24 protein-coding genes are annotated in these 24111 nt (G+C 71.6%); 7 read left to right on the top strand and 17 right to left on the bottom strand.

What is annotated here, in order from left to right; all coding sequences use genetic code 11:
- Nucleotides 1-9 precede the first annotated feature (9 nt).
- From ACGF5O_RS33135 to ACGF5O_RS33125, 3 genes are all read right to left on the bottom strand, one after another.
- On the bottom strand, nucleotides 10-1011 hold the full coding sequence (locus tag ACGF5O_RS33135; RefSeq protein ID WP_393813585.1) for a methionine synthase: 1002 nt from the start codon (nucleotides 1009-1011) through the stop codon (nucleotides 10-12).
- 126 nt (nucleotides 1012-1137) lie between these two features.
- Entirely contained in the window at nucleotides 1138-1827 is a 690-nt protein-coding gene (locus ACGF5O_RS33130; protein WP_393813584.1) for an SDR family oxidoreductase, read from the bottom strand.
- A 16-nt stretch (nucleotides 1828-1843) separates the two neighbouring features.
- Nucleotides 1844-2383 carry a TIGR00730 family Rossman fold protein gene (locus ACGF5O_RS33125; RefSeq protein WP_393813583.1) on the bottom strand — a complete coding sequence of 180 codons (540 nt, stop codon included), beginning with the start codon at nucleotides 2381-2383 and terminating at the stop codon, nucleotides 1844-1846.
- Nucleotides 2384-2516: 133 nt separating this feature from the next.
- On the opposite strand from ACGF5O_RS33125, the gene ACGF5O_RS33120 reads away from it, so the two are divergent.
- Nucleotides 2517-2843, top strand: coding sequence for a DUF427 domain-containing protein (locus tag ACGF5O_RS33120; protein WP_393813582.1), 327 nt, complete (start codon nucleotides 2517-2519; stop codon nucleotides 2841-2843).
- On the opposite strand, the gene mnmA is transcribed toward ACGF5O_RS33120, so the two are convergent.
- Nucleotides 2819-3955 carry a tRNA 2-thiouridine(34) synthase MnmA gene (mnmA, locus tag ACGF5O_RS33115; protein ID WP_393813581.1) on the bottom strand — a complete coding sequence of 379 codons (1137 nt, stop codon included), beginning with the start codon at nucleotides 3953-3955 and terminating at the stop codon, nucleotides 2819-2821. The two genes, ACGF5O_RS33120 and mnmA, sit on opposite strands and share 25 nt — an antisense overlap.
- 60 nt (nucleotides 3956-4015) lie before the next feature.
- Between mnmA and ACGF5O_RS33110 the strand changes: the two genes are divergently transcribed.
- Both ACGF5O_RS33110 and ACGF5O_RS33105 read left to right on the top strand, forming a co-directional pair.
- Entirely contained in the window at nucleotides 4016-4669 is a 654-nt protein-coding gene (locus tag ACGF5O_RS33110; protein ID WP_393813580.1) for an N-acetylmuramoyl-L-alanine amidase, read from the top strand.
- Between the two features lie 223 nt (nucleotides 4670-4892).
- Nucleotides 4893-6524 (top strand): multicopper oxidase family protein, encoded by a 1632-nt coding sequence (locus ACGF5O_RS33105; RefSeq protein WP_393813579.1) that lies wholly within the window; start codon nucleotides 4893-4895, stop codon nucleotides 6522-6524.
- Between the two features lie 74 nt (nucleotides 6525-6598).
- Here ACGF5O_RS33105 and ACGF5O_RS33100 read toward each other — a convergent pair whose 3' ends face one another.
- The gene (locus tag ACGF5O_RS33100; RefSeq protein WP_393813578.1) at nucleotides 6599-7735 is read right to left on the bottom strand and encodes an FG-GAP repeat domain-containing protein; all 1137 of its coding nucleotides are present in this window, start codon (nucleotides 7733-7735) and stop codon (nucleotides 6599-6601) included.
- 66 nt (nucleotides 7736-7801) lie between these two features.
- Entirely contained in the window at nucleotides 7802-8839 is a 1038-nt protein-coding gene (locus ACGF5O_RS33095; RefSeq protein ID WP_393813577.1) for a formylglycine-generating enzyme family protein, read from the bottom strand.
- A 322-nt stretch (nucleotides 8840-9161) separates the two neighbouring features.
- Between ACGF5O_RS33095 and ACGF5O_RS33090 the strand changes: the two genes are divergently transcribed.
- Complete coding sequence (locus ACGF5O_RS33090; protein ID WP_393813576.1) at nucleotides 9162-9950, top strand: SDR family NAD(P)-dependent oxidoreductase; 789 nt, start codon at nucleotides 9162-9164, stop codon at nucleotides 9948-9950.
- Nucleotides 9951-9992: 42 nt separating this feature from the next.
- Here ACGF5O_RS33090 and ACGF5O_RS33085 read toward each other — a convergent pair whose 3' ends face one another.
- Entirely contained in the window at nucleotides 9993-10733 is a 741-nt protein-coding gene (locus ACGF5O_RS33085; protein ID WP_393813575.1) for a GntR family transcriptional regulator, read from the bottom strand.
- A 222-nt stretch (nucleotides 10734-10955) separates the two neighbouring features.
- Between ACGF5O_RS33085 and ACGF5O_RS33080 the strand changes: the two genes are divergently transcribed.
- Nucleotides 10956-11678: an alpha/beta fold hydrolase gene (locus ACGF5O_RS33080; protein ID WP_393813574.1), complete on the top strand. Its 723-nt coding sequence runs from the start codon at nucleotides 10956-10958 to the stop codon at nucleotides 11676-11678.
- Nucleotides 11679-11778: 100 nt separating this feature from the next.
- On the opposite strand, the gene ACGF5O_RS33075 is transcribed toward ACGF5O_RS33080, so the two are convergent.
- The 5 genes from ACGF5O_RS33075 to ACGF5O_RS33055 are packed head-to-tail and all read right to left on the bottom strand — an operon-like array spanning nucleotide 11779 to nucleotide 16693.
- Complete coding sequence (locus ACGF5O_RS33075) at nucleotides 11779-12282, bottom strand: carboxymuconolactone decarboxylase family protein (RefSeq protein ID WP_393813573.1); 504 nt, start codon at nucleotides 12280-12282, stop codon at nucleotides 11779-11781.
- Between the two features lie 26 nt (nucleotides 12283-12308).
- Complete coding sequence (locus ACGF5O_RS33070) at nucleotides 12309-13772, bottom strand: carboxylesterase/lipase family protein (RefSeq protein ID WP_393813572.1); 1464 nt, start codon at nucleotides 13770-13772, stop codon at nucleotides 12309-12311.
- Nucleotides 13769-14986: an amidohydrolase family protein gene (locus ACGF5O_RS33065; RefSeq protein WP_393813571.1), complete on the bottom strand. Its 1218-nt coding sequence runs from the start codon at nucleotides 14984-14986 to the stop codon at nucleotides 13769-13771. The genes ACGF5O_RS33070 and ACGF5O_RS33065 overlap by 4 nt, the downstream gene beginning before the upstream one ends.
- Nucleotides 14983-15801, bottom strand: coding sequence for a fumarylacetoacetate hydrolase family protein (locus tag ACGF5O_RS33060; RefSeq protein WP_393813570.1), 819 nt, complete (start codon nucleotides 15799-15801; stop codon nucleotides 14983-14985). The genes ACGF5O_RS33065 and ACGF5O_RS33060 overlap by 4 nt, the downstream gene beginning before the upstream one ends.
- 7 nt (nucleotides 15802-15808) lie before the next feature.
- The gene (locus tag ACGF5O_RS33055) at nucleotides 15809-16693 is read right to left on the bottom strand and encodes a fumarylacetoacetate hydrolase family protein (RefSeq protein ID WP_393813569.1); all 885 of its coding nucleotides are present in this window, start codon (nucleotides 16691-16693) and stop codon (nucleotides 15809-15811) included.
- A 107-nt stretch (nucleotides 16694-16800) separates the two neighbouring features.
- Here ACGF5O_RS33055 and ACGF5O_RS33050 point away from each other — a divergent pair, with 107 nt between their 5' ends.
- Nucleotides 16801-17541: an SDR family NAD(P)-dependent oxidoreductase gene (locus ACGF5O_RS33050; RefSeq protein WP_393813568.1), complete on the top strand. Its 741-nt coding sequence runs from the start codon at nucleotides 16801-16803 to the stop codon at nucleotides 17539-17541.
- Between the two features lie 30 nt (nucleotides 17542-17571).
- Complete coding sequence (locus tag ACGF5O_RS33045; protein ID WP_393813567.1) at nucleotides 17572-18354, top strand: SDR family NAD(P)-dependent oxidoreductase; 783 nt, start codon at nucleotides 17572-17574, stop codon at nucleotides 18352-18354.
- Nucleotides 18355-18529: 175 nt separating this feature from the next.
- Here the strand turns inward: ACGF5O_RS33045 and ACGF5O_RS33040 are convergent, their stop codons facing one another.
- The 5 genes from ACGF5O_RS33040 to ACGF5O_RS33020 form a co-directional block, all read right to left on the bottom strand.
- On the bottom strand, nucleotides 18530-20566 hold the full coding sequence (locus ACGF5O_RS33040; protein ID WP_393813566.1) for a hypothetical protein: 2037 nt from the start codon (nucleotides 20564-20566) through the stop codon (nucleotides 18530-18532).
- A 135-nt stretch (nucleotides 20567-20701) separates the two neighbouring features.
- Nucleotides 20702-21511: an ABC transporter ATP-binding protein gene (locus tag ACGF5O_RS33035; protein ID WP_393813565.1), complete on the bottom strand. Its 810-nt coding sequence runs from the start codon at nucleotides 21509-21511 to the stop codon at nucleotides 20702-20704.
- Nucleotides 21508-22341: an ABC transporter permease gene (locus ACGF5O_RS33030; protein WP_393813564.1), complete on the bottom strand. Its 834-nt coding sequence runs from the start codon at nucleotides 22339-22341 to the stop codon at nucleotides 21508-21510. The genes ACGF5O_RS33035 and ACGF5O_RS33030 overlap by 4 nt, the downstream gene beginning before the upstream one ends.
- Entirely contained in the window at nucleotides 22338-23105 is a 768-nt protein-coding gene (locus ACGF5O_RS33025; RefSeq protein ID WP_393813563.1) for an ABC transporter permease, read from the bottom strand. Before ACGF5O_RS33025 ends, ACGF5O_RS33030 begins: the two co-directional genes overlap by 4 nt.
- Complete coding sequence (locus ACGF5O_RS33020) at nucleotides 23102-24109, bottom strand: ABC transporter substrate-binding protein (protein WP_393813562.1); 1008 nt, start codon at nucleotides 24107-24109, stop codon at nucleotides 23102-23104. The genes ACGF5O_RS33025 and ACGF5O_RS33020 overlap by 4 nt, the downstream gene beginning before the upstream one ends.
- Between the last annotated feature and the right edge of the window lie 2 nt (nucleotides 24110-24111).

Raw genomic sequence — 24111 nt, 5'->3', positions numbered from 1 at the left:
TTCCTCCCGTTACTCTGGGTTGTCCGCGAGTGATCTCGCCGCCCGGACGCAGTGGGCGAGCGCCTCCCGGGCGTACGCGGGGGAAGCGCCCGCCAGCCCGCACGCCGGGGTGACCGTGACGGACTCCGCGAGAAGCCCCGGTCGCAGCCCCAGCCTGCGCCACAGCGTCCTGACACCCATGACGCTACCGGCAGGGTCTGACAATGCGGTGTCCGTGCCCGGCACGACACCGGCGAAGAGCCGGGTACCGGCCTCCACCGCCTCGCCGATCACGTCGTCGTCACGTTCGGTGAGGAGCGAGAAGTCGAAGGAGACCGCGGCGGCTCCGGCACGACGGAGCAGGGCGAAGGGGACGTCCGGAGCACAGGAATGGACGACGACCGGGCCGCCGGCCTGCACGCCGAACACGTCGCGCAGGGTGGACTCGACGACCTGCCGGTCGACCGCGCGGTGGGTGCGGTAGCCGGAGGCGGTCTTCACCTGGCCGCGGAGTACGGCGGTGAGCGACGGCTCGTCGAGCTGGAGCACCAGGCGGGCGCCGGGGATACGCCGCCGCATCTCGGCCAGGTGGAGGCGCAGCCCCTCGGCGAGGGAGGCGGCCAGGTCACGGCAGGCGCCGGGATCGGAGAGCACCGACTCGCCGTTGCGCAGCTCCAGGGCGGCGGCGAGCGTCCAGGGGCCGACCGCCTGCACCTTCAGCGGACCCGTGTACTCCTGGGTGAACTCCTCCAGCGCGTCCAGGTCCTCGCCCAGCCAGGACCTGGCGCGCCGGGTGTCCCGGCCCGGCCGGTCGCCGAGCCGCCAGCCGCTGGGCTCCACGCGCGCGTACAGCTCGACGAGCAGGCCCGCCGTGCGGCCGATCATGTCGGCGCCCGGGCCGCGGGCGGGCAGTTCGGGCAGGAAGGGGAAGTCCTCGAAGCTGCCGGTGGCGGTCTTGGCGGCCTCTCGGGCGTCGGTGCCGGGGAGGGAGCCGACCGCTGTCGCGGGGCCGAAGGAGGGGGTTGCGTTCACGTGGGAAGCCTAGGTTCGGTGGCCGGCGGGGGGGTGCGACGGTTCCTCGTGCGAGTGCGGGCCTGTGGGAGCTGGTCGCGCAGTTCCCCGCGCCCCTTGCGGGGCGCCCGGCCACGGGCCGCCTGATCAGGCGCCGGGGCGAACGGTCAGGTCGTTGATCTCCGCGTCCCTCGGGAGGTCCAGGGCGGTGAGGATCGTGGTCGCCACCGACTCCGGGTCGATCCAGCGCGCCGGATCGTACTCCTTGCCCTCCTGCTGGTGGACCTTCGCCTGCATGGGGCTCGCGGTGCGGCCCGGGTAGACCGAGGTGACGCGGACGCCGTTGCCGTGCTCCTCGGCGCGGAGGGAGTCGGCCAGGGCCTTCAGGCCGTGCTTGGAGGCCGCGTACGCCGACCAGCCCGCGTTGGCGTTGAGTCCCGCGCCGGAGTTCACGAAGAGCACGTGGCCACGGGCGGCGCGGAGCTGGGGCAGGAAGTGCCGGGTCAGCTCGGCCGGTGCGACCAGGTTGACGTTGAGCTGGTGGCGCCAGGACTTCGGGGTCAGCTCGCCGACCTCGCCCAGGTCGACGACGCCGGCGATGTGCAGCAGCGAGTCCACCCGGTCCGGGAGGGTCTGGTGGGAGAAGGCCCAGGAGAGCTTGTCGGGGTCCGCCAGGTCGCCGACCAGGGTGCGGGCGCCGGGGAACCCGGCGGCCAGTTCCTTCGCGCGGCCCGCGTCGCGCGCGTGCAGTACGACGTCGTCCCCGCGCGCGTGCAGACGGCGGGCCACGGCGGCGCCGATGCCGGAACCGGCACCGGTGATCACATGAGTTGCCATGAGGGCCATGCTCGCATCAGCGGGCGTCGCGGCCGGCCTCCAGGTATGCGAGCGCCTCGGCGGGTTCCTCCGCGAAGAACACCAGTTCCGCCAGGGGGCGGGGCAGGAAGCCCTCCGCCTCCATGCGGTGGAACTGCTGCTTCAGGCCGTCGTAGAAGCCGGCGGTGTTGAGCAGGACGACGGGCTTGTCGGTGTGGCCGTGCTTCTTCAGCTCCAGGATCTCGGTGGCCTCGTCGAGCGTGCCGGTGCCGCCGACCATGACGGCGACGGCGTCGGACTTCGCCAGGAGCAGGCGCTTGCGCTCCGCGAGGTCGGCGGCGATGACCATCTCGTCGGCGCCGGGGCGGGTCTTGTGGGCGAGGAACTCGACGGAGACGCCGATCAGCTTGCCGCCGGCTTCCTGGACGCCGTCGGCGACGACCTTCATGAGGCCGGTGTCGGAGCCTCCCCAGACCAGGGAGTGGCCGCCCTTGCCGATCAGTTTTCCGAAGTCACGGGCGGGGCGGGTGTAGCGGTCGTCGAGATCTGCCGCGGAGAGGAAGACACAGATTCGCATGCGTTCAGGGTAGGAGAGTCGTTTCGCGGCTGCGGCTGGGCGGGGGCTGGTCGCGCCGTTCCCGGCGCCCCCGAATAGCAGGGGGTTGCTCCACCGTCGGGAACAAGGGGCCGTCTGTCGGTGTCACCACTACATGGCCTCTGGACACACGATCACCATTGAAGACAGCGACCAGCACGTCCGTGTCACGCACGGCGATCTGGTTCTCGCCGAGAGCGACCGGGCGCTTGTGCTGCACGAGACCGGTTGTCCGCCGCGTCACTACATCCCTGCCGAGGACGTCCGGCTCGACCTCCTCACGCCCTCCGACACGCACACCGTCTGCCCCTTCAAGGGGACCGCTTCCTACTGGTCGCTGCCGGACGCGCCGGACCTGGTCTGGGCGTACCCGGAGCCGAAGACGGATGTCGCCCGGATCAAGGACCACCTCTGCTTCTACGAGGTCGAGGTCACCGGCTGACGCCGGACGGTCGAGGCGATCGTCGCCGAGCCGACGACGCGGGTGTCGTCGTACAGGACGATCGCCTGGCCGGGGGCGACGCCACGGACCGGCTCGGTGAACGTGACGTGCAGCTCGCCGTCGACCGGTTCCGCGCGCACCTCGGTCTCGCCGCCGTGGGCGCGGAGCTGGGCGGTGTAGACGCCGGGGGCGGTGGGGGCGGTGCCGCACCAGCGGGGCTTGATCGCGGTGAGGCCGGTGACGTCGAGGGCGGCGGCCGGGCCGACCGTCACCGTGTTGTCGACCGGCGAGATGTCGAGGACGTAGCGCGGCTTGCCGTCGGCGGCGGGGTGGCCGATGCGCAGGCCCTTGCGCTGGCCGATGGTGAAGCCGTAGGCGCCCTCGTGGGTGCCGACCTTGGTGCCGGACTCGTCGACGATGTCGCCCTCGGTCTTGCCGAGCCGCTTCGCGAGAAAGCCCTGGGTGTCGCCGTCGGCGATGAAGCAGATGTCGTGCGAGTCGGGCTTCTTGGCGACCGCGAGGCCCCGGCGCTCGGCCTCGGCGCGGATCTCGTCCTTGGTGGTGAGGGTGTCGCCGAGCGGGAAGAGCGCGTGGGCGAGCTGCCGCTCGTCCAGGACGCCGAGGACGTACGACTGGTCCTTCGCCATGTCGGAGGCGCGGTGCAGCTCGCGGGAGCCGTCGGCGAGCGTGACGACCTTCGCGTAGTGGCCGGTGCAGACGGCGTCGAAGCCGAGCGCGAGGGCCTTGTCGAGCAGGGCCGCGAACTTGATCTTCTCGTTGCAGCGCAGGCACGGGTTGGGGGTGCGGCCGGCCTCGTACTCGGCGACGAAGTCCTCGACGACGTCCTCGCGGAAGCGGTCGGCGAGGTCCCAGACGTAGAACGGGATGCCGATGACGTCGGCGGCGCGGCGGGCGTCGCGGGAGTCCTCGATGGTGCAACAGCCCCGGGCGCCCGTGCGGAACGATTGCGGGTTCGCGGAGAGCGCGAGGTGGACGCCGGTGACGTCGTGGCCGGCCTCGGCCGCGCGGGCGGCGGCGACGGCGGAGTCCACGCCGCCCGACATGGCGGCGAGGACGCGGAGGGGACGGGTGCGCTGCGGGGTGTCAGTCATAGCCCCTCCAGGGTACGGGGGCGCGGGAACCGGGGCCCGCGAGTATCCGTTGGGGATCACATGGGGGCGAGGACGGACGACGGTGACCGCAGGCTCGGGCGGCGGGCGCTGCTGATCGGCGGGGCGGCGGCGGCCGCGGGCACGGTGGCGCTGACCAGGGACGAGCTGGCGCGGCTGTACTGGCGGCTGCCCGGGGTGCGCAAGGCGCGGGTGGCGGGCGCGGTGGACTTCACGGGGGCACGCTGGGTGGCGGCGTCCCCGGCGAACTACCGGACGGCGGACCGGCCGTCCGACTACCCGGTCGACCGGGTGGTCGTCCATGTCACCCAGGGCGGCTACGCGAGCGCGGTGAAGGCCTTTCAGGATCCGGCGCACCAGGCCGCGGCGCACTACATCGTGCGCAAGGACGGGCGGATCACCCAGCTGGTCCGCGAGCTGGACGTGGCGTTCCACGCGGGGAACAGGTCGTACAACGAGCGCAGTGTCGGGATCGAGCACGAGGGGTTCGTGGACCGCCCGGAGGACTTCACCGACGCGATGTACGCGGCCTCGGCGCGGCTGACGGCCGCGATATGCCGGCGGTACGGGATGGCCGTGGACCGCGAGCACGTGATCGGACACGTGGAGGTGCCGGGGACGGACCACACCGATCCCGGGAAGCACTGGGACTGGGATCGCTACATGGGGCTTGTTCGGCGTGTCGGACAGGCCTGACCCCGGGTTCCACCTGTGACTTAATCGTTATCCTGTGCCCGTGCTGCACGCCGTCTGTGTCCGTTGCGTCCCGCACCCGGGTCGCTAGCTGCATCTGCCCAACTCCGGCTTTCCTCAAGGGAGTTAAGCATTATCAGCGTCCACGGCCGCCTCACAGTCGGGCAGGTTCGCTCCTAACTTCGCCTCAGATTTCACACAGTCCCCAGGTCAAACATCCGGGGCCATGACCCACACCACAGATCCCGCCTCCGGGGCGGACAGGAACGAAGAGCAGGTCACCGGCGGCAGGCGCCGCCGGGCCAAGGGCGCGGACCACGCCAAGGCCGAGCACACCAAGGCGGAGCGCGTCACGGACGCCGAGCACTCCAAGGAGGCAACGGCCAAGCGCGGCAAGGGCGTTCACCGGCGGAAGTTCCTCGGCGGCATGGCCGGGGTCGGTCTGGGCGCCGTCGCCGCGGCCGGCTCCACCTTCGCCCTGCTGACCGACGCGAGCGGCAACAAGGCGGGCGCGGCGACCAACACCGCCACCCTGACCGTCCCGGACCTCCTCGAGGGCACCACCTCCGACAGCACCACCACCTTCACCCTGGAGGCGAAGACCGGCAGCGCCGAGGTGCTCAGCGGCGTCACCAGCACCACCGCCGGCTACAACCAGTCGTTCCTCGGCCCGACCATGAAGTGGACCAAGGGCAACGTCAACGTCCTCAACATCACCAACAGCCTGGGCGAGGACACCACGGTCCACTTCCACGGCGCGCACGTCCCGGCCAAGATGGACGGCGGTCCGCAGGTCGCGTTCGCCGACGGGGAGACCTGGTCGCCGACCTTCACGGTCAAGGACGAGCCGATGACGCTCTGGTACCACCCGCACGCGCTGGGCACCACGGCGAAGCAGGCGGTGCACGGCCTGGCCGGCATGATCATCGTCGAGGACAGCTCCGACACCACCAGCGCCGACCTGCCCAGCACGTACGGCACGGACGACATCCCGCTGATCTTCCAGTGTCTGGCCGTCGACAGCTCCGGCGACATCAAGTACGACCTCACCGGCTACCTGAGCAGCGGCCTGAGCTACCCGCTGCTGGTCAACGGCACCAACGTCGACGACACCACCCTCACCTTCACCGCGACCAAGACCCGGACCCGGTTCCGGCTGCTCAACGCCTCGCCGTCGGACATCATCACGATCCAGCGCAGCGACGGCGGCACCATGACCCAGATCGCCACCGACCAGGGCTACCTGGCCGAGGCGGCGGACGTGACCACCATCCGGCTGGTGGCCGGCGCCCGTGCCGAGATGGTGATGGACATGTCGGACGACGTCACCCTGCAGGCGGTCGTCACCACCGGCTGGGTGCGCGGCGGCAGCGGCACGTACGACTTCCTGGCCGTCACCGCGAGCGGCACCGACACCCCGGACGACCTGCCCAGCTCGCTGCGGACCATCGACCGGTACGACACCAGCGACTTCACCGCGCGGACCATCACCCTCGGCCAGTCCGGCGCGACGATGCTGATCAACGGCTCGGCCGGCACGAGCATGTCCTCCATGGCCATGATCAGCACCACGCTGGGGTCCAAGGAGATCTGGACGATCAAGAACAGCACGCAGCTGGAGCACTCGTTCCACCTGCACGACGTGCCGTACCAGCTGATCTCCATCAACGGCGAGGACCCGACCGGTGTCGAACTCGGCTGGTACGACACGTACGAGGTGGTCGGCGGCGGCTCGATCGAGATCGCCATGGAGTTCACGGACTTCTCCGACGACACCTACATGTACATGCTCCACTGCCATCTGCTGCAGCACGAGGACGAGGGCATGATGGCGTCCCTCATGGTCACGGACAGCTAGCCGCCGTCCGGGCCTCCTGAGCAGGCTGCCGCCGGCAGTGGAAGTGCCGGCGGCAGCCGTTCGTGAGGTTCCGGTCACTGGCAGGTCCCCCGGAACACGTCGACCCGGCCGTCCGTGCTGTCCGCCACCACGAGGTCGCGGACGCCGTCGCCGTCCAGGTCGGCCGCCGTCGCGTCGTAGGCGCCGGTGGCGGGCACGTCGGTCAGCTCGGTGAGGGTGCCCTCGGTGGCGCCCGTGTACGGCGTGACCGAGTTCCCTTGCAGAGAAGAGACCAGCAGGTCAGTGGTGCCGTCCCCGTCCAGGTCGGCGGCGCCCACGGCGACCGGCAGCGCGGGCGTGCCGTAGGCGGTGGCCGTACCGAAGGTGCCGTCGCCGTTGCCCGGCAGCACGTCCAGGGTGTCGGCGCCGTTGCTCACCGCGGCCAGGTCGAGGTCGCCGTCCCCGTCGAAGTCGCCCTCGGCGAGGGAGTAGAGGCGGGCGGTGGCGGCGTACCCGGTGGCGGTGCCCAGGGCTCCGGTGCCGTCGCCGAGGAGCACGCTCACCCCCGCGCTGCCCACGCTGGCGGTGGCCACGTCGGCATGGCCGTCGCCGTCGAAGTCGCCGACGACGACGCCGTGTGGCTGGCTTCCGGTGGCGGTCTGGCCGGCGTCGGTGAAGGTGCCGTCCCCGTCGCCGAGCAGCACCCGCACGGTGCTGGTCTGCTGCTCGGCGACCACCAGGTCGGCCAGGCCGTCGCCGTTCAGGTCCCCCGTGGCGAGCGCCCGCGGCGACCCGGACACGTCGATCGCCGAAGCCGTACCGAAAGTGCCGTCACCGGAGTTGAGCAGGACACTCACCTGGGCCCCGCCGAAGTCGGCGGTCGCGAGGTCCGGATGCCCGTCGCCGTCGAAGTCGGCGACCACGGTCTGGTACGGCCGGGTCCCCACCGCATACGTGCTGCTCGGCGCCGCGAACGTCCCGTCCCCGGCGCCGGGCAGCACGGTCACCGAGTCGGCGTCGAGGTCGGCCGCCACCACGTCCGCCGCACCGTCACCGTCGAGGTCGGCGGTGACGACGTGCCGGGTGTTGGTGCCGGCCGCGGCCGAGCCGGTCAGGGTGTACGACGGGACGCAGACGGCCGCGTCGGCGGCCCCGGCAGGGAGCGCGGGCAGCGCGCCGGCCAGGAGCAGCCCGCCGGCCACGGCGATCCGCAGGGAGGTGTGCCGGGTCATGCCGTACCGCCTCTCGTCTCAGGCTCTCGTCTCAAGGGACTTGACCGATGTCCGGGCCCGCATCGCTCAGCTCTGGTCGGCGGCGACGCGGAAGCCCACCGTCGGGTAGCCGCCGCTGCCGTCCCGGCCCTCGCCGCGGTAGTGGGTGGTGCAGCTGCGCAGGGTCGCGTACCAGGAGCCGCCGCGCACGGCGTTGACGTCCAGTCCGGCCTCCTGGCCGTTGGTGGCCGTGACGACGCTGGAGGTCCACTCGAAGCAGTTGCCTGCCATGTCGTAGGCGCCGTACACGCTGACGCCGTCCGCGTAGGCGCCCACGGCCGAGGTGAGTCCGCCGGTCGCCATCAGCGCGTCGAAGAGGTCGGTGTAGACGAACCCGGTCCAGGTGTCGTGGTAGATCCAGCCGGTCACCCCGCCGGTCGCGGAGACGGTGAGGATCTCGGAGACCGGCTCGCTCTCGCCGTACCGGGTGGAGTCCGGTTCGTCGTACGTGGCCTCGGTCGAGCCGTAGTCGGCGAGATAGTAGGCGGCGCACACCGCGTTGTAGTTGTACCTGCTGGTGAGCACGGAGTCCGTGTAGGTCGTCCCGGCCGTGTCTCCCCAGGGGTAGGCGTAGGAGCCGGGGCCGCGGGCCGCGCTCTCCCACTCGGCCTCGGTCGGCAGCCGGAAGGTCCAGCCGTCGGCCTGCCCGGTGAGCCAGTCGCAGAAGGCCCCGGTGTCCGCCAACGCGACCTGGAGGACGGGGTGTTGCTCCTTGCCGGCCGGGACCGTGCCGTCGTTCCAGTACGAGGGGACGGTGTACCCGGCGTTCGGGTTGTCGTCGAGGAAGGCCGCGTACTGGGCGTTGGTGACCTGGTAGGCCCCCAGCCAGTAGGGCGCGTCGATCGGCGAGGCCTCGCCCGCGCCCGTGGTGTTGGACAGGTCGGCGGTGAACACGAAGTCCGGGTCCGCGGGGGCGGACACCAGGGTCTGTCCGGCGACGGACGCCGAGTCCGCCGCGGCCACGGCCGGAGCCGCGCCGAGCAGCGACGCGGCGGCTCCCGCGCCGGCGATCCGGAACAACGTCCGCCTGCCGAGAGGCTGTTGGTGCGGTGGTACGACGGTCATGGGGCGGCCCTCCGTCGACTCGATGACTGGGGAGGCCGGTCACGTGGCTTTCAGGGGGGCAGCGCGCCGCGTGACCGGCCGTTCAACGGAACGTAAAGTGCGCGCCTTTGCCGTGGCCCTTGCCGGCCTGTGACTTCTCTGGACGCGCACGCACAGGTTCCGCGCCGGATGCGCGGCCTTTCCCGTTGAGCCCGCAGTCTGCCCGAAGAAGGGCACAGTGTCGACACCTTGCGCTGTGAATGACCGGGGAACCCTTGACCGCGCCTTACTGTCGACACTAGACACTTAGTGGAAGAGCTCCCCACGCGACGAGGAGAACGTCATGACCGAGCCCCGGACCGGACAACGCCTGACCGGCAAGGTCGCCCTCGTCACAGGTGCGGGCGCGGGGATCGGGCAGGGCTGTGCGCTGCTCTTCGCCGAGCAGGGCGCCACCGTGGTCGGCTGTGACATCGACGCGGACGCGGCCGAACGCACCCGCGAACTCGCCGCCGGGCGCGGGGTGAAGGTCGACGTCATGGCCCCGCTGGACATGACGGTCCCGGCGGACGCCCGGCAGTTCGCGGACTCGGCGTACGAACGGTACGGCCGGATCGACGTGCTGGTGACGGCCGGCGCGATCGCCCCGCACATGGCGAGCGCGGCGGAGATGGACTTCGCCGCGCAGTGGACGCCGACCCTGCGCGGCGAGGTCGACGTGGTCTTCCTGCCGGTCCGGGCGGCCTGGCCGCACCTGCTGGCGTCGGGCGGCGGCTCGATCGTCAACTTCGCCTCGGTGAACGCCTTCCGGGGCAGCGGCACGTTCGGCATGGTCGCGCACTGCGCGGGCAAGTCGGCGGTGCTCGGCCTGACCCGGCAGCTCGCCGTGGAGGGCGGCCCGTCCGGGATCCGGGCCAACACCATCTCCCCCGGCATGGTCCGCACCCCGGCCACCGAGTCGGCCGGCGCGCACGAGGGCGCCGCCCAGGCGGCCCTGCTGGCCCGTATCCCGCTGGGCAGGGTCGGCAGGCCCGAGGACATCGCCTGGTGCGCCGTCTATCTGGCGTCCGACGAGTCCGCGTGGGTCACCGGCGGGAACTTCCCGGTGGACGGCGGGGTGCTGGCGAAGTGAGACGGCGGGCCCCCGGGCCCGCCCCGGGGGACTCGCGGGCCGTCACGTCGACGGGGTGCGCCGTCGGCGTGCCGGCTTGCGGCCGGCCTCCTGCTCCTGGATCTGCTCCTCCACCGAGCGCAGCGCCCGCACCGTCGCCCCCGCGATCAGGGCGGACGCCAGCTCGCCGTCACGCTCCTCGCAGGCCTGCATCAGCCGCTCCTGGTCGTCGACGCTGTAGGCGAGGCGGCCGGGGCGGGTCAGGCTGAGGTGGCGGAGCATGAGGGTGCGCAGCGCAAGGGAGTCGAGGATCTGCTTGAGGGTGGCGTTGCCGACGATCTCGGTCATCCGCTCCTGGAGCTGCACATGGCCCCAGAAGTACGCGTCCACGTCGCCCTCGTCGGCGAGTCCGCGCATCTTCTCCACCCGGCCGCGCAGTTCGGCGATCTCCTCGTCGGTGGCCCGCTCGACCAGCAGGGCGGCGAGCATCGACAGGAGCTGCCGCCGGACCTGGTAGATGTCCCGGATGTCCTGGAGGGAGGGCGCGGCGACCCGGGGCCGGCGGCGCGCCTTCATCTCGACCAGGCCCTCCTGTTCGAGGACCATCAGGGCCTCGCGCACGGGGGTACGGCTGGTGTCGAACCGGCGCGACAGGTCGACGCTGTTGAGGTCCTGGCCGGCCGCGAGCCGACCCTCGATGATCCCGGCGCCCACCCACTCGGCGATCTGCGCGACCAGCGGCTCCCGCCGGTCCCGCAGCCGCAGCAGGCGGGCGAGCACGACATGCGTGTCCTGATCGGCCATCGGATGCCCTCCCTGATCCGTGTCCGGGCCCGGTTCCGGGTTCACAGCGGACACAACGGTGTCGACACTATCGCACTTTCACACCGTCCTGTACTACGGTCCCCCCTGCTGTAACCCATCGTCTGTCGACAGTCACCGAATGCTCCAGGAGGCGTGATGCACACCGGCGAACCAGCCCCGCGGACACCGCGGCGCCCGGTGCCGGTCCCCGCGCAGGTACCGGTGACGGAGTATCACATCCCCGTCTCCGGCGGCGGTCTGTGGTGCTGGGACACCGGCGGCCCGGGCAGTGCGGTGATCCTGCTGCATCCGCACTCCGGGAGCGGCGAGAGCTGGCCGTACCAGCAGCCGGTGCTGGCCGCCGCGGGCCACCGGGTCATCGGCTACTCACGACGCGGCGCCCGCGGCTCATACACCGGCACCGGCACCGGCGCGGATGACGTGGGGGATCTGGAGGCCCTCGCCGACCACCTCGGACTGGCCGCGTTCCATCTCGTCGGCGCCGCGGCGGGCGGCCGGATCGCCCTCGCCCACGCGCTCGCGCACGGCGACCGGCTGCTCGGCCTCACCCTCTCGGGCAGCGCCCTGGACCTCCCGGCCCCGGCCCGTCTCGACGGGCTGCCGGTCGAGTTCCGCGAACTGGGCCCGGCGTACCGGGCCGAGAACCCGGACGGCGTCGCCGCCTGGCTCGCGATCCACGCACGTGCCGGCACCGCCGCCGGTTCCCCGCCGCCCCTCCCGCGGACGGCCCCGGACACCCTCACCGCCCCGGTCCAGCTGATCACCGGCGACGCCGACCCCTACTGCCCGCCGTCCCTGCTGCGCCGGCTCGCCCGCCGCTTCGGGGCGCCGGAGCCGGTCGTCGTCGCCGGGGCCGGTCACAACCCGCACTGGGAGCGGCCGGAGACCTGGAACAGGCTGCTGCTGCGCTTCCTGAACCGCTGAACCGCTCCGCGGGATGCGCCGTCGTTCGTCCGCGGCGCCGTCGTGGCTGGTCGCGCGGTTCCTCCCCCAGCCTTCGGCCGGGGGTACCCCCAGCGCCCCTTCAGGGCGCGCTCCTCACCTCCAGGGCGACGAGGAAGCGGGAGACCATGTTGTAGACCGCCACCGTGGCCGTCAGCTCGACCAGTTCGGTCTCGTCGAAGTCCGCTCGCAGGGCGTCGAACAACGCGTCGGGCACCCGGACCTCCCGGGTCATCGCGTCGGCGTAGGCGACGACCCGTGCGGTGCGCCCCTCGAACTCCGGTTTGTCCTTGCGGACTTCGGCCAGCTCCCGGTCACCGAGCCCGGCCCGCCGGGCGTCGGGCTCGTGGGCCTGCCATTCGTACGGCGCCCGGTTGAGGACCGCGATCCGCAGGATGACCAGCTCACGGAGGTCGGCGGGCAGCGACATCCGCTCCCGCACGGCACCGAGCAGGCTGTTCCAGCCGTCGGCCACCGGCGGGCTGTGCAGCAGCATCCGGTCGAGCGGATGCAGGCCGCCGCCCCGGCGGGCGCGGACCCGGTCGGCGATCTCGCCGCTGCCCTCGGTGTCGGGGAGTCGTGCCATGGGGTTCCTTCCGTTTCGGTCGGGTCTCAGTCGAGCAGGGGGCGGGGTATCCGGTCCAACAGCCGTATGGCGTCGAGCCGTCGGACCGGTCCGAGCTCCGGCGTGTCACCGCCGAACACCATCGCCTTCTCCCCCGTGAACTCCGGCCAGCCGGGCAGCGGACCTCCGCCCGGATCGTGGTCCGTCACGAAACGCGCCCAGGTGTCGGCCATGGTGCGGGCCAGTTCGCGGTCCGCGTCGGTCCACGGCCAGGCGCGGGCCGTCAAGGTGTCCAGGACGTAGGGGAGTTCGGCGGTGTGGTGGACGCCGTAGCCGGGGAGGCCGTCCCGGGGCGGGGCCAGCGGGAGGCCGGGGGGCAGCGGCGGGGTCCGGGTGAAGCGGTACATCCAGGTGGGCGCGAGGGCCGCATGGGTCCGCGCCCAGTGCCACACCGGATAGGTGAACCGGCTCTCGCCCGTGAACCGCCGTGCCGTACGGCGGACTTCGTCGCCGTCCCGCAGCGGGTACACGGTGTCCGTGCCGGGCTCGACGGGCAGCCGGCGCAGGATGTCCAGCGAGGCGTACACCGAGCCCTCGTCGTCGTTGGTGCCGACGAGGAGCGGTACGGGGTGCTGGCGGGCGGCGCCGAAGACGTCGTCGCTCGGTTCGGTGAGGACGCGGCCGTCGACGACCGGCCCGAAGTGGCCCTGGAGGACCAGTTCGACGCCGTCCAGGCGGCGCAGGACGCCGAGGCCCCGCTCCTCGGCCCAGCGCAGCCCCTGCTTCTGTGCGGCGGCCTGGTCCGGAAGGGGTCCCTCGGCCCGGCCGATGCCGGAGGCGCTCTGGCCGATCGCCGCGTGGAAGAGGTGCCGGGCGGCCGGTGCGGCCATGAGGTGGCAGATGTGGGCGGCGCCGGCCGAGTTGCCGGCGAGGGTGACCCGGCCCGGGTCGCCGCCGAACGCCGCGATGTTCTCCTGCACCCAGGTGAGCGCGGCGACGATGTCCAGCACCCCGTAGTTGCCGGAGGCTCCCAGGTCGTCCTCGGCGGCGAGTTCCGGGTGGGCGAGGAAGCCGAGGGCGCCGAGCCGGTGGTTGAGGGTGACGACGACCAGGCCGCGCCGGGCCAGCGGGCGGCCGTGGTGGATCTCCTGTCCGCCGTGGCCGTAGCGGTTGCCGCCGCCGTGGACCCAGACCATCACCGGCAGCCGGGCGCCCGGTGCCGGGTCCGGGGTCCACACGTTCAGGTAGAGGCAGTCCTCGCTCATCACCAGCGCCCGCCGGTCGGCGAAGTTGGTGTGGTACATGATCGAGTCGCGGGGCGGCTGGGGCTGCAGCGGGGCCGGGCCGAAGGTGTCGGCCCGGCGTTCGCCGTCCCAGGACGCGGCCGGGCGCGGGGGCCGCCAGCGCAGTTCGCCGACGGGGGGTGCGGCGAAGGGGACGCCCCGGAAGACGGCCACCTCACCGTCGTACTCCCCCACCAGACGACCGCCGCTCGGATGTACCTTGATCACCCGGCCGCCTTGTGCAGCACGCCGTCCTTCATGATGCCCCGGAGCCGGTCGCGGTCCTGGAGGAGCCGGATGTCGGCCAGCGGGTCGCCGTCGACCAGCACCAGGTCCGCGAGATACCCCTCCCGGACCAGCCCGAGTTCCTCGCCCATCCCCATGACCTGGCCGCCGTACCCGGTGGCCGCGCGCAGCGCCTCGGCCGGGGTGAAGCCGAACCAGTCCACGAACAGTTCCAGGTCCCGCAGGTTGCGGCCGACCGGGTTCCAGGCGAAGCCGTAGTCGCCGCCGGGGACGACCCGGATGCCCCGGGCCACGAGTTCGGGTACGACCGCGCGGACGGCGTCCCGGGTGGCCTCGACCTCCATGCCGGGCTCGGGTTCGCTGTCGGCCTCGTGGAGGTTGGCGTGGATGATGCCGGGGGTCGGGGCGACGAAGATCCGGTCGCGGGCGGCCTGGAGGAGGTCGAGGGCCTCCTCGTCGGCGAAGGTGCAGTGGTAGATCGCGCGGATGCCGTGCCGTACGGCCATCTTGATCGACTCGGCCGCGTGGGCGTGCGCGGTGAGCCAGACGCCGTGCTTCTCGGCGGTGTGCGCGGCGGCGGCCACCTCCTCGTCGGTGAACTGCACGATCCGGGACGTGCCCTGTACGACGGCGCTCTCGCCGGAGAGGGACAGCTTGACGATGTCGACGCCGAGTCCGGCCATGTCGGTGACGAACCGGGCGACCGACTCCGGGTCGGAGGCACGGCCCTCGATGCCGGGGAAGTCGTAGACGCCGGGCTCGACCATGCCCGCGCTGCCCTCCCAGGAGGCGGCCTTGAGGCGGGGGCCCGGCATCCAGCCCTCGGCGAAGGCCTTGCGGGCGGCGACCTCCGTGCCGGGCAGCCGGTTGCCGCCGGAGTAGGCGCTGGTGATGCCGTGGTCGAGGAGGACCCGGCCGGCGTGCGCGACGAGCAGGGCCTTCTCCTCGGCGGGTTCGTCGCGGCGCCGGGAGAGGTGCTCGACGGTGGAGCCGAAGCCGAGGTGGGTGTGGGCGTCGACGAGTCCGGGGAGCAGGGTGCCGCCGCCTCCGTCGATCACGCGCGCGGCGGCGGTCAGGTCTCGTGGGACGCGCTCGGCGACCGCGGTGATGCGGTTGCCCTCGACCAGGACCTGCGCGGGGAACGGGTCGCGGCCCGTGCCGTCGAAGACGTGGACGTCGGTGAACAAGAGGGTCATGTGCGCGGCCTCCAGAAGCGGTGGCGCATCTCGCCGACTCCCGCGATCCGGCTGACCAGTTCGTCCTCCGGGGTCAGGAAGCGCTGGGGGACCCGGCGGTTGCCGACGCCCGCCGGGGTGCCGGTGAAGATCAGGTCGCCGGGGAGGAGGGTGCAGAACCGGCTGAGGTGGGCGACCAGCCTCGGGATCGGGAAGATCATGTGGGCGGTACGGTCGTGCTGGACGGTCTCGCCGTTCAGCTCACAGGTCAGCTCCAGGTCGTCGGGGTCGTCGATCTCGTCGAGGCTGACGAGTGCGGGGCCGACGGGGCCGAAGCCCGGGTAGGACTTGCCGAGCGAGAACTGGGCGGGTTTTCCCGCGAGTTGGCTGATCCGCTCGGAGAGGTCCTGGCCGACGGTGAGGGCGACGACCGGGTCCCAGCCCTTCTCCTCGGGCACCTGGTGGGCCTCGTGGCCGATGACCGCGACCAGTTCCAGCTCCCAGTCGACATGGCCGGGCGGCAGGGTGATCGTGGTGTGCGGGCCGGTGAGGCAGGTGGCGAACTTGGTGAAGACGAGCGGGACTTCGGGTTCCTCGTAGCCCGCCTCGGCGGTGTGCGGGCGGTAGTTGAGGGCGACCGCGAAGATCTGGCGGGGGTCCGGGACCGGGGGCTCCAGGTCGGACTCGTCGTAGGGGCGGGCTCCGGTCGCGGCGGCGGACCAGCGGCGCAGGTCGTCCCAGCGGGCGAAGAGGTCGGCGCCGAGGGAGTCGGGGATGTCGATGGCGCCCTCGGGGGTCAGCAGGACGGGGCGGCCGGCGAGTCGTGCGATGCGCATGTCCCGATCACACCCACTGCTCTGCGGGCGGTTCCTGCTCCCCGTAGGCCTCGGCCCAGGACACCACCGGGTTGCGCAGCACGCCCAGGCCCTCGATCTCGGCCTCGACGACGTCACCGGGCTTGAGGTAGTTGGCGAAGGGGTCCTCGGTGCTCGCGGCCACGCCCGCGATGGTGCCGGTGGTGACGAGGTCGCCCGCGCTGTAGGTCTGCGGGGAGTGGTAGGCGACCAACTGCGGGATGGAGACCGACATCCGGCCGGTGTTGGACTTCTGCCGGACGTCGCCGTTGACCCTGAGCTCCATGTCCAGGGCGTGCGGGTCGTCGATCTCGTCGGCGGTGACGATGTACGGGCCGACCGGGCAGAAGGTCTCGATCGCCTTGGAGAAGGAGAAGACCCCGGACTCCATCTCCCGGCGCTGGATGTCCCGCGCGGTGATGTCGTTGAAGACGACATAGCCCGCGATGTGCTCGACGGCCTGCTCGGCGGAGAAGAACCGGCCCGGCTTGCCGATGACGATCGCGAGTTCGAGTTCGTAGTCCAGCTCCCGGGTGAGGTTCGCCGGGTACACGATCGGCTCGTCCGGGCCGATGACCGCGTCGACGTTCTGGAAGAACACGATCCCCTTGTTGACCGGGTGGGACCAGTCCACCCGGACCAGATCCTCGTGGTGCTCACGGAAGTTGCCGGCGGTGTGGAAGAACTTCTTCGGCACGATCGGGGCGCGGAGCCGGACGTCGGCGAGCGCGAACGTCCGTCCGGTCTCGCCCACTTGGCCCTCGCGCTCGAAGTAGGCACGGGTGGAGGGCACTTCCAGCTCCACGACGGTGTCCCCGTCGAGCCGGCCCACCAGTCCGTGGTCCGGGCCGCCGTCGAACGTCACCAGCTTCATCAGACCTCCCTAAACTGTCGACAGACAGCCTCCCTTGAGCCCGTCTGGTCGTCAATAGGCGCGCAAAGTGTGGACACATATCGGTGCGGTGACCTACCGTCCGATCCATGCGGACGACATGGGACTTCACGGGGACGAGGGCGCTGGTCGCCGGGGCCGGCGGGATCGGAGGGGTGGTCGCGGGCGAGCTCGCGGACGCGGGGGCGGCCGTGGTCGTCCTGGACGTCGACGAGGGCAACCTGGCCCGGGTGGCCTCGGGGTCCGTCAAGGGGCTCTGTGCCGACCTGACTTCGGCGGACGCCTGCCGGGCCGCTGTCGACCGTGCGGTGGATCTGCTCGGCGGTGTCGACGTGTTCGTGCACGCCGTGGGGACCAACGACAGGCGGCCGGTGCTCGACACCCCGGACGAGGTCTGGGAGCGGATCACCTCGGTCAACCTCGACAGCGCGTTCTGGCTGGGGCGGGCCGTGGGCGGGGCGATGGTGCCGGCCGGGTACGGGCGGATCGTCTATCTGTCGTCCGTGTCCGGCCTGTTGGCCCACGCCAACCACGCGCCCTACGCCGCGACCAAGGGAGGCGTCGACCAGCTGATGCGGGTCATGGCCCGGGAGTGGGCGGCGAGCGGGGTCACCGTGAACGCGGTCGCGCCCGGGTACACCGAGACCGACCTCACGCGTGAGTACCTCGCGGCGCCGGGGGTCCGGGCGTCCCTGGAGTCCCTCGTCCCCGCGGGCCGGCTGGGCCGGCCCGCCGATCTGACCGGACCCGTCCTCTTCCTCGCGTCCGACTCCGCGGCGTTCGTCACCGGACAGGTGCTGTACGTCGACGGCGGGCGGACGCTCGTCTGAACCCTCAATCACGATGACCTTGGAGGCCGTATGACCGCCGTGTTCGAACGTTTCGCCGGGAAGACCGTGCTCGTCACCGGCGCCGGTACCGGGTTCGGTGCCGAGATCGCCGTGCGGGCGGCGCGCGAGGGGGCCGATGTCGCCGTCCACTACCGCGGTTCCCGCGAGGGGGCCGAGGCGACCGCGGAGCGCGTGACCGCGCTCGGCCGCAAGGCGCTCGTCGTGCAGGCCGACATCTCCGAGCACGCGCAGATCACGCGGCTCGCGGAGGAGGTGTGGGCGCACTTCGGACGGCTGGACGTGGCGGTCAACAACGTGGGGGACGTCGCCCGGGAGCAGATGTCCTGGCGGGACGTCACGGAGGAGTCGATCGACCATGTGCTCGCCGTCGACATCAAGGGCACGTTGCTGTGCACGCACGAGTTCGGGGCGCGGATGCTGGAGCAGGAGGGGGGCGGGGCGATCGTGAACATCGGGTCGACGGTGGTGGTGCGGGGCAGTGCGCGGGCGCCGCAGTACGCGGCCGCGAAGTACGGGATCATCGGGCTGACCAAGTCGTATGCGCATGCGTTGGCGCCGAAGGTGCGGGTGAACGTGTTCGCGCCGGGGTTCATCGAGACGGCGGCGACGTTGGGGCGGGAGGACTGGAAGAGCGGGCGGGGGGATGTGCTCAGGGCGGCTACGCCGCTCGGCCGCATACCCGGGCCGGAGGAACTGGCGGGCGCTGCGCTGTTCTTGGCGACCGAGGATGCGGGGCACATCACAGGTGGCTTCTTGGTGGCTGATGGGGGATACAACATGATTGGGGCGTAGAGGTTGTGGGTTGGGTGCGAGTGCGTGGGGGCTGGTCGCGCAGTTCCCCGCGCCCCCAAACAGGTGAGTTCCCCAGCCCCAGCTGAAATGCTCAGGCTCGTCGCTCGAAAAGCTCCGGCCCCCGGGATTCGGTTCGCATCCATCCCCGGGGGCCGGCCCTTGTCTCTTGGTCTGTTTACGACACCGTCAGGGTGAGGGCGCCCGTGTAGCTCTTGCCGGCGGTGATGGTGGTGGCGGTGCCGTCGACCGTGAGGGTGACGGTCTTGCCGCTGGGGGCCTCGATCGCCGCCGTGGAGGCCAGGGTCAGGGCGCTCAGGTACGACGTTCCCGTCACCGTCCAGGTCGAGCCGGCGCCCAGGGTCACCAGGACGCCGTTGTTGACCACCGCGCTCGGGGTGTTGGTGACCTCGCTGATCTCGCGGTACTCGGTCTTGGTGATGGTGGAGACGCTGTGCTTGGCGGTGCTGGCCGAGATGACGCCCTCGACGGTGGAGCCGGTGAAGGAGAGGGTGAGGTTCTGGCCCTGGAGGCTGGCGTTGCCGCCGCCCCAGACGGAGTTGTAGAAGTCGCCGGTGAGGGCGATGTCGGTGAAGGTGCCCTTCGCGTCGGTGGACTGGGAGCTGGTGGTGGTCCAGCTGGAGGACTTGGTCGGGGAGCCGGTCGGCTCGGTGTAGGTGCCGGTCGTCTCGCTGGACCAGGCCTTGCCGGAGACCGTGACGCTGCTCGGGCGGTCGGTGTCCATGAGCTGGAAGAGGACGCCGTTGCCGCTGGTGATCGTGGCGCCGTCGGAGCCGTCGACGGTGACGGTGCCCGCGACGGCCTTGCACATGAACGTGGTCTCGCCGGTGTTGACCTGGGTGCCGCCGTCGATGGCGACCGAGCCCGCCGCGTACCACATGACCATGAAGCGGCCCGCGTCGATGGTGGTCGACTGCACGGGGAGGTCGTCGAGTTCGGCGGAGGTGAGGCCGAGGGAGAGGGAGGTGTTGAGGGCGGAGACCGCGCTCTTGGTGCTGTCGCCGTAGTGCGCCGAGGCGCCCCAGTGGATCAGGGCGTAGTCGCCGACGTCGAAGGTGCAGCCGAGGAAGTGCTCGGTGACGTTGCCGATCGCGTAGCTGCCGTAGCCCTCGCCGCCGGTGTTGGCGATGGTGCTGTTGATGGCGGTGAGGGTGCAGTAGCTGCCGCCGTCGACCGACAGGGCGCCCCACTTCTCCGAGGAGATCGAGGAGTTGATGTACGTCGCCTTGGTGCTGGCGCCGAGCAGGTTGGTGGCGCGGACGTTGCCGGAGATGCCCAGCATCCACGGCACGGTGATCATGTAGCGGGTGTCGCCGGTGCCGGCGGCCGGGTACTCGTCGGGGACGACGCCGTCGGCGCACTTGATGGTGGAGTTCTTGACGATCACGTTGGCGGTGGCGTCGGCGATGACCGCCGTACGGACCACGCCGACGTTGTTGATGTTCGCGCCGTCGAGGACGAGGGTGGTGCCCGAGCCGGTGCCGACGACGGAGGCGCCGTAGCCGACGAAGTCGCAGCGGCCGTTGCCGTCGAAGGCGATGGTCGGGTCGGTGAGGGTGTAGCTGCCGCCGCCCGCGACGTAGACGCCGTTGAAGGCCTCGCCGTTGGAGAGCAGGGTGATGCCGGAGGCTTCCGAGTCGGTGACGGTGCCGCCCATGACGTCGGAGGGGACGGACTTGGACTCGTCCACACCGTCGGCGTCGACGTAGACGGCCTGGCGGAAGGGGAAGGTGAGGGTGGAGTAGGTGACGTCGGTGGCCTCGGCGACGTTCAGGACGATGGTGCCGCTGTAGGTGCCGGCCGCGATGGCGGTGGCGACGCCGCCGTTCCCGTCGGTGAGCGCGGCGAGTTCGCTGCCGGTCTCCACGCCGTTGACGGTGAGGGAGAGGCTGTAGCCGTCGGGGACGGCGATGGTGCCGCCCTCCTCGATGGTCAGGCAGGTCGCGGTGGTGGTCTCGGTGAGGGTCAGGGTCTCGTCCGAGCCGACGGTGATGCAGGTGTCGGCCTTGGCGCCCTTGCCCTTCTTCCGGCCGGCGGCCTGCGCGGTGGCCGGGGCCAGGAGGGTGGGGGCGAAGGCGGCGGCCACCGCGATGATGAGGGCGCGGGGGCGGGCCCGGTTGGCGATCGGCCGGTCGAGCAGGTCGGTGGCGGACGTGGTGTCCTCGTGGTCCGTCCGGTTGTCGGTGGGCAGCACTGTGAACTCCTTTGTTTTCCAGTGTTTTCGGGCAGGGGGTATCGCCGTGCGGCGACACGGGGGGCGCGGGCAGGGGTGAGCCGGGCGTGGCGCCCGTGGGCGCACGCCCTCCCTGCTCGGTGGTGGGGGGGTGGGTCAGTGGTGGGCGGGCGCGGCGTCCTGGTCGAGGCGCTCGCCGCGGATCCGGGCCAGCACGCGTGTGCGCAGTTCCGCGAAGCGCGGGTCGGCGCGGGTGGTGAGCTGGTCGCGGTCGGTGCCGAAGGGCACGGTAAGGGTGTCGAGTACGGCCGTGGGGCGGCCGCCGAGGACGATCACGCGGTCGCCGAGGTAGACGGACTCGTCGATGTCGTGGGTGACGACGACGACCGTGATGCCGAGGCTGCGGCGGAGCTGGAGGGTGAGGTCCTCCAGGTCGAAGCGGGACTGGGCGTCGACCGAGCCGAACGGCTCGTCCATGAGCAGCACCGGAGCGTCGTAGGCGAGACCCCGGGCGATGGCGACGCGCTGCTGCATGCCGCCGGAGAGCTGCCAGGGGTACTTGTCGCCGACGTCCGCGAGGCCGACGGCGTCCAGGCACTCCAGGGCGGTCGCCCTGCGGGCCGCCTTCTTCACGCCCCGCCCCTGGAGCGGGAAGGCCACGTTGTCCCACACCCGCATCCAGGGCAGCAGCGAGCCGCGGTAGTCCTGGGAGACCACGGCGATGTCGGCGTGCGGCTCGGTCAGTCGCTGGTCGCCGTAGCGGACCGCGCCCGCGGTGGGCGGGGTGAGTCCGGCGAGGCAGCGCAGCAGGGTGGTCTTGCCGGCGCCGGAGGGGCCGACGATGCACACCGACTCCCCCGGGTCCACCCGCAGGGTGAGTCCGGCGAGCACCCGGTGTTCCTGCGGGCTGCCCTGGCCGAAGGTCATGCAGAGGTCCTCGACGTGGAGGGCGGATCCGCGGGTCATACGACCACTCCGTTGCTCTTCTTCTCGACGGACTCGGTGGGCTCGGTGGACGTGATGGGCAGGGGGCGGCGGGTCCGGGGCGCGCGCTGGTGGTACCAGCCGAGGAGGGCGTGCTCGCAGAGCAGGAGCAGCACGCTCAGGCCGTAGCCGAGGACGCCGATGAGGAGGGTGCCGGCCCAGGTGTCGGCTACGTGGAAGCTGGATCCGCTCTGCAGGATGAAGTTGCCGAGGCCGATCGGCGAGCCGTAGATCTCGCTGACGACCATGAGGACGACGGCGATGGAGAGCGCGACCCGGATGCCCGCGAAGATCTGCGGGAGGGCGCCCGGGAGGACCACCCGGCGCAGTTGGAGGTGCCAGGGGACGCGGTAGCCGCGGGCGGTCTCGTGCACGGCGGGGTTGATCTGGCCGACCCCGGCGATGGTGTTGAGCAGGATCGGCCAGACGGAGCCGAGGAAGATCAGGAAGACCTTGGGGCCCGAGCCGATGCCCAGGGTGAGGATGATGACCGGCACGAAGCCGACGGTCGGGGTGGCGCGGGCGAAGTCCAGGAGCGGGCCGAGGGCCAGGCGCAGGGTGCGGACCTCGCCGATGACCAGGCCCGCGCCGACGCCGACGGCGGTGGCGAGGAGCAGGCCGAGCACGATGTTGCGGAGGCTGAACCAGAGGTCGTCGAGGAGGCCGCCGCCCGCGAGTTCGCTCCACAGGGTGTGCAGGACCGTGGTCAGGGGCGGGAAGTAGAAGCTGGTGCTGCCCGCGGTGGAGATCAGCAGGATCGCGAAGACCAGGGCGGGGAGCCAGAGTTGGCGGATCGCCGCGCGGACGGTCATGCCGCCTCACCCGCCCTCGCCGGGGGCCGCCAGCGCAGCAGCCGGTGTTCGGCGTACTGGGCGAGCAGGGTGATCGAGTAGCCGATCGCGCCCGCCGTGAGGATGTAGGCGTAGGCCCGGTCCGAGGCGCCGGCCTGCTGCGACTCCATGATCATGTGGCCGATGCCGGGCAGGGTGGTGAGCACCTCGACGCCGATGGCGACCAGGACGGAGGTGGTGGCGGCCAGACGCAGGCCGGTCATCACGGAGGGGACGGCGCCGGGCAGGATCACCCGGCGGAAGCGCAGCAGGCGGGGGATGCGGTAGCCGTGCACGGTCTCGTGGACGGCCGGGGTGACGCTCCGGGCGCCGTACTGGGACTGGAGCAGGATCGGGAAGACGCAGGCGATGAAGACGACCGTCGCCTTCATGCCCGGGGTCGAGCCGAGCACCAGCAGGAACACCGGGAGCAGGGCGATCACCGGGAAGGAGCGCAGGATCTCCACCAGCAGCCGGGAGGACTCCTCGGCCGCCGCGTACACCCCGGTGACCAGGCCGACCGGGATGCCGACGGCGACGGCGACCAGGAGCCCGAGGACCGCGCCGTCCAGGGTGTCGCCGACGGCCTGCCAGTAGGTCCCGCTGCCGAGCAGGTCGCCGAGGGCGCCGGCGACGGCGGCGGGGCCGGGCAGCGCGGTCGGACTCACCACACCGGCCGCGGCGACCAGCCCCCACAGCGCCAGCACGGCCGCGAGCGCGCTCAGTTGGAGGAGGCGGACCCTCACTGGGTCACCACGGGTGCCTGGTCCCAGTACACGTCGGCGTCCTTGGGCTCGTTGTCGAGCAGGCCGAACTCGTGCATCTTGGTGATCACCGTGCGCATCATCGTCTTGTTGAGGTTCTTGTCGTAGTAGCTGATGTCGTGGGCGTCGATGAAGGAGGCGTCGACCTGGGTGTACTTCTTGTCGATGGCCTTGACGGCGGCCGGGTGGGCGTCGGCGTAGGTGATGGCCTTGGCGACGGCGTCGACGAACTTCTTCGCGGTGTCGCCGTTGGCCGACAGGTACTTCTGGCTGGCGAAGAGCAGGCCCTGGACCATGCCGGGCAGGTCGTTCATGCCGTTGCCGACGGAGCGCAGCCCGCTGTCCTTGGCTGCGAAGTAGAACGGGCCGAAGGAGAACACCGCGTCCGTCTTGCCGGACTTGGCGGCGTCGGTGAGCGAGGTCGTGGGCAGGGCGACGAACTTGATCTTCGAGGGGTCGCCGCCGGCCTGCTGGGTCAGGTACTCGCAGATGAACTGGATGGTGCCGCCGAGCGCGGAGATGCCGACGGTCTTGCCCTCCAGGTCCTTGAAGGACGTGATCTTGCTGTCCTTCTTCACCAGGAGTCCGTCGGTGGGGTCGGTCTTCGTGGTCGCGGACTGCAGGCCGGTGACGATCCGGATGCCCATGCCCGAGGCCGCGCCCTTGAGGAAGCCGGAGCTGTCCGTCATCGCGAACTGGGCCTCGCCGTTGAGGACGGAGGGCGCGTTCTGCGAGGTGTCCTGGGCGCCGGCCTTGATGGTGACGTCGAGGCCCGCGTCCTTGAAGTAGCCCTGCTGCTCGGCTATGTAGAGCGGCTCGAAGATGGCGCCGTTGGAGCGCAGGACGGTGATCTTCGCCTTGCCGTCGGCGGTCTGGGTGCCGGCGGCCGAGTCGCCGCCGCAGGCGGTGGCGGTCAGCGACACGGTGGCGGCCAGGGCGGTCAGCAGGACGAGGGTGCGGCGCCGCGGGTTTCTCGAAGTCTGCATGG

The organism is Streptomyces sp. NPDC048291 (assembly GCF_043201715.1).
Classification (GTDB): Bacteria; Actinomycetota; Actinomycetes; order Streptomycetales; family Streptomycetaceae; genus Streptomyces.
Note: the sequence above shows the minus strand (reverse complement) of the source record. Positions and strands in the feature narration are given on the sequence as shown.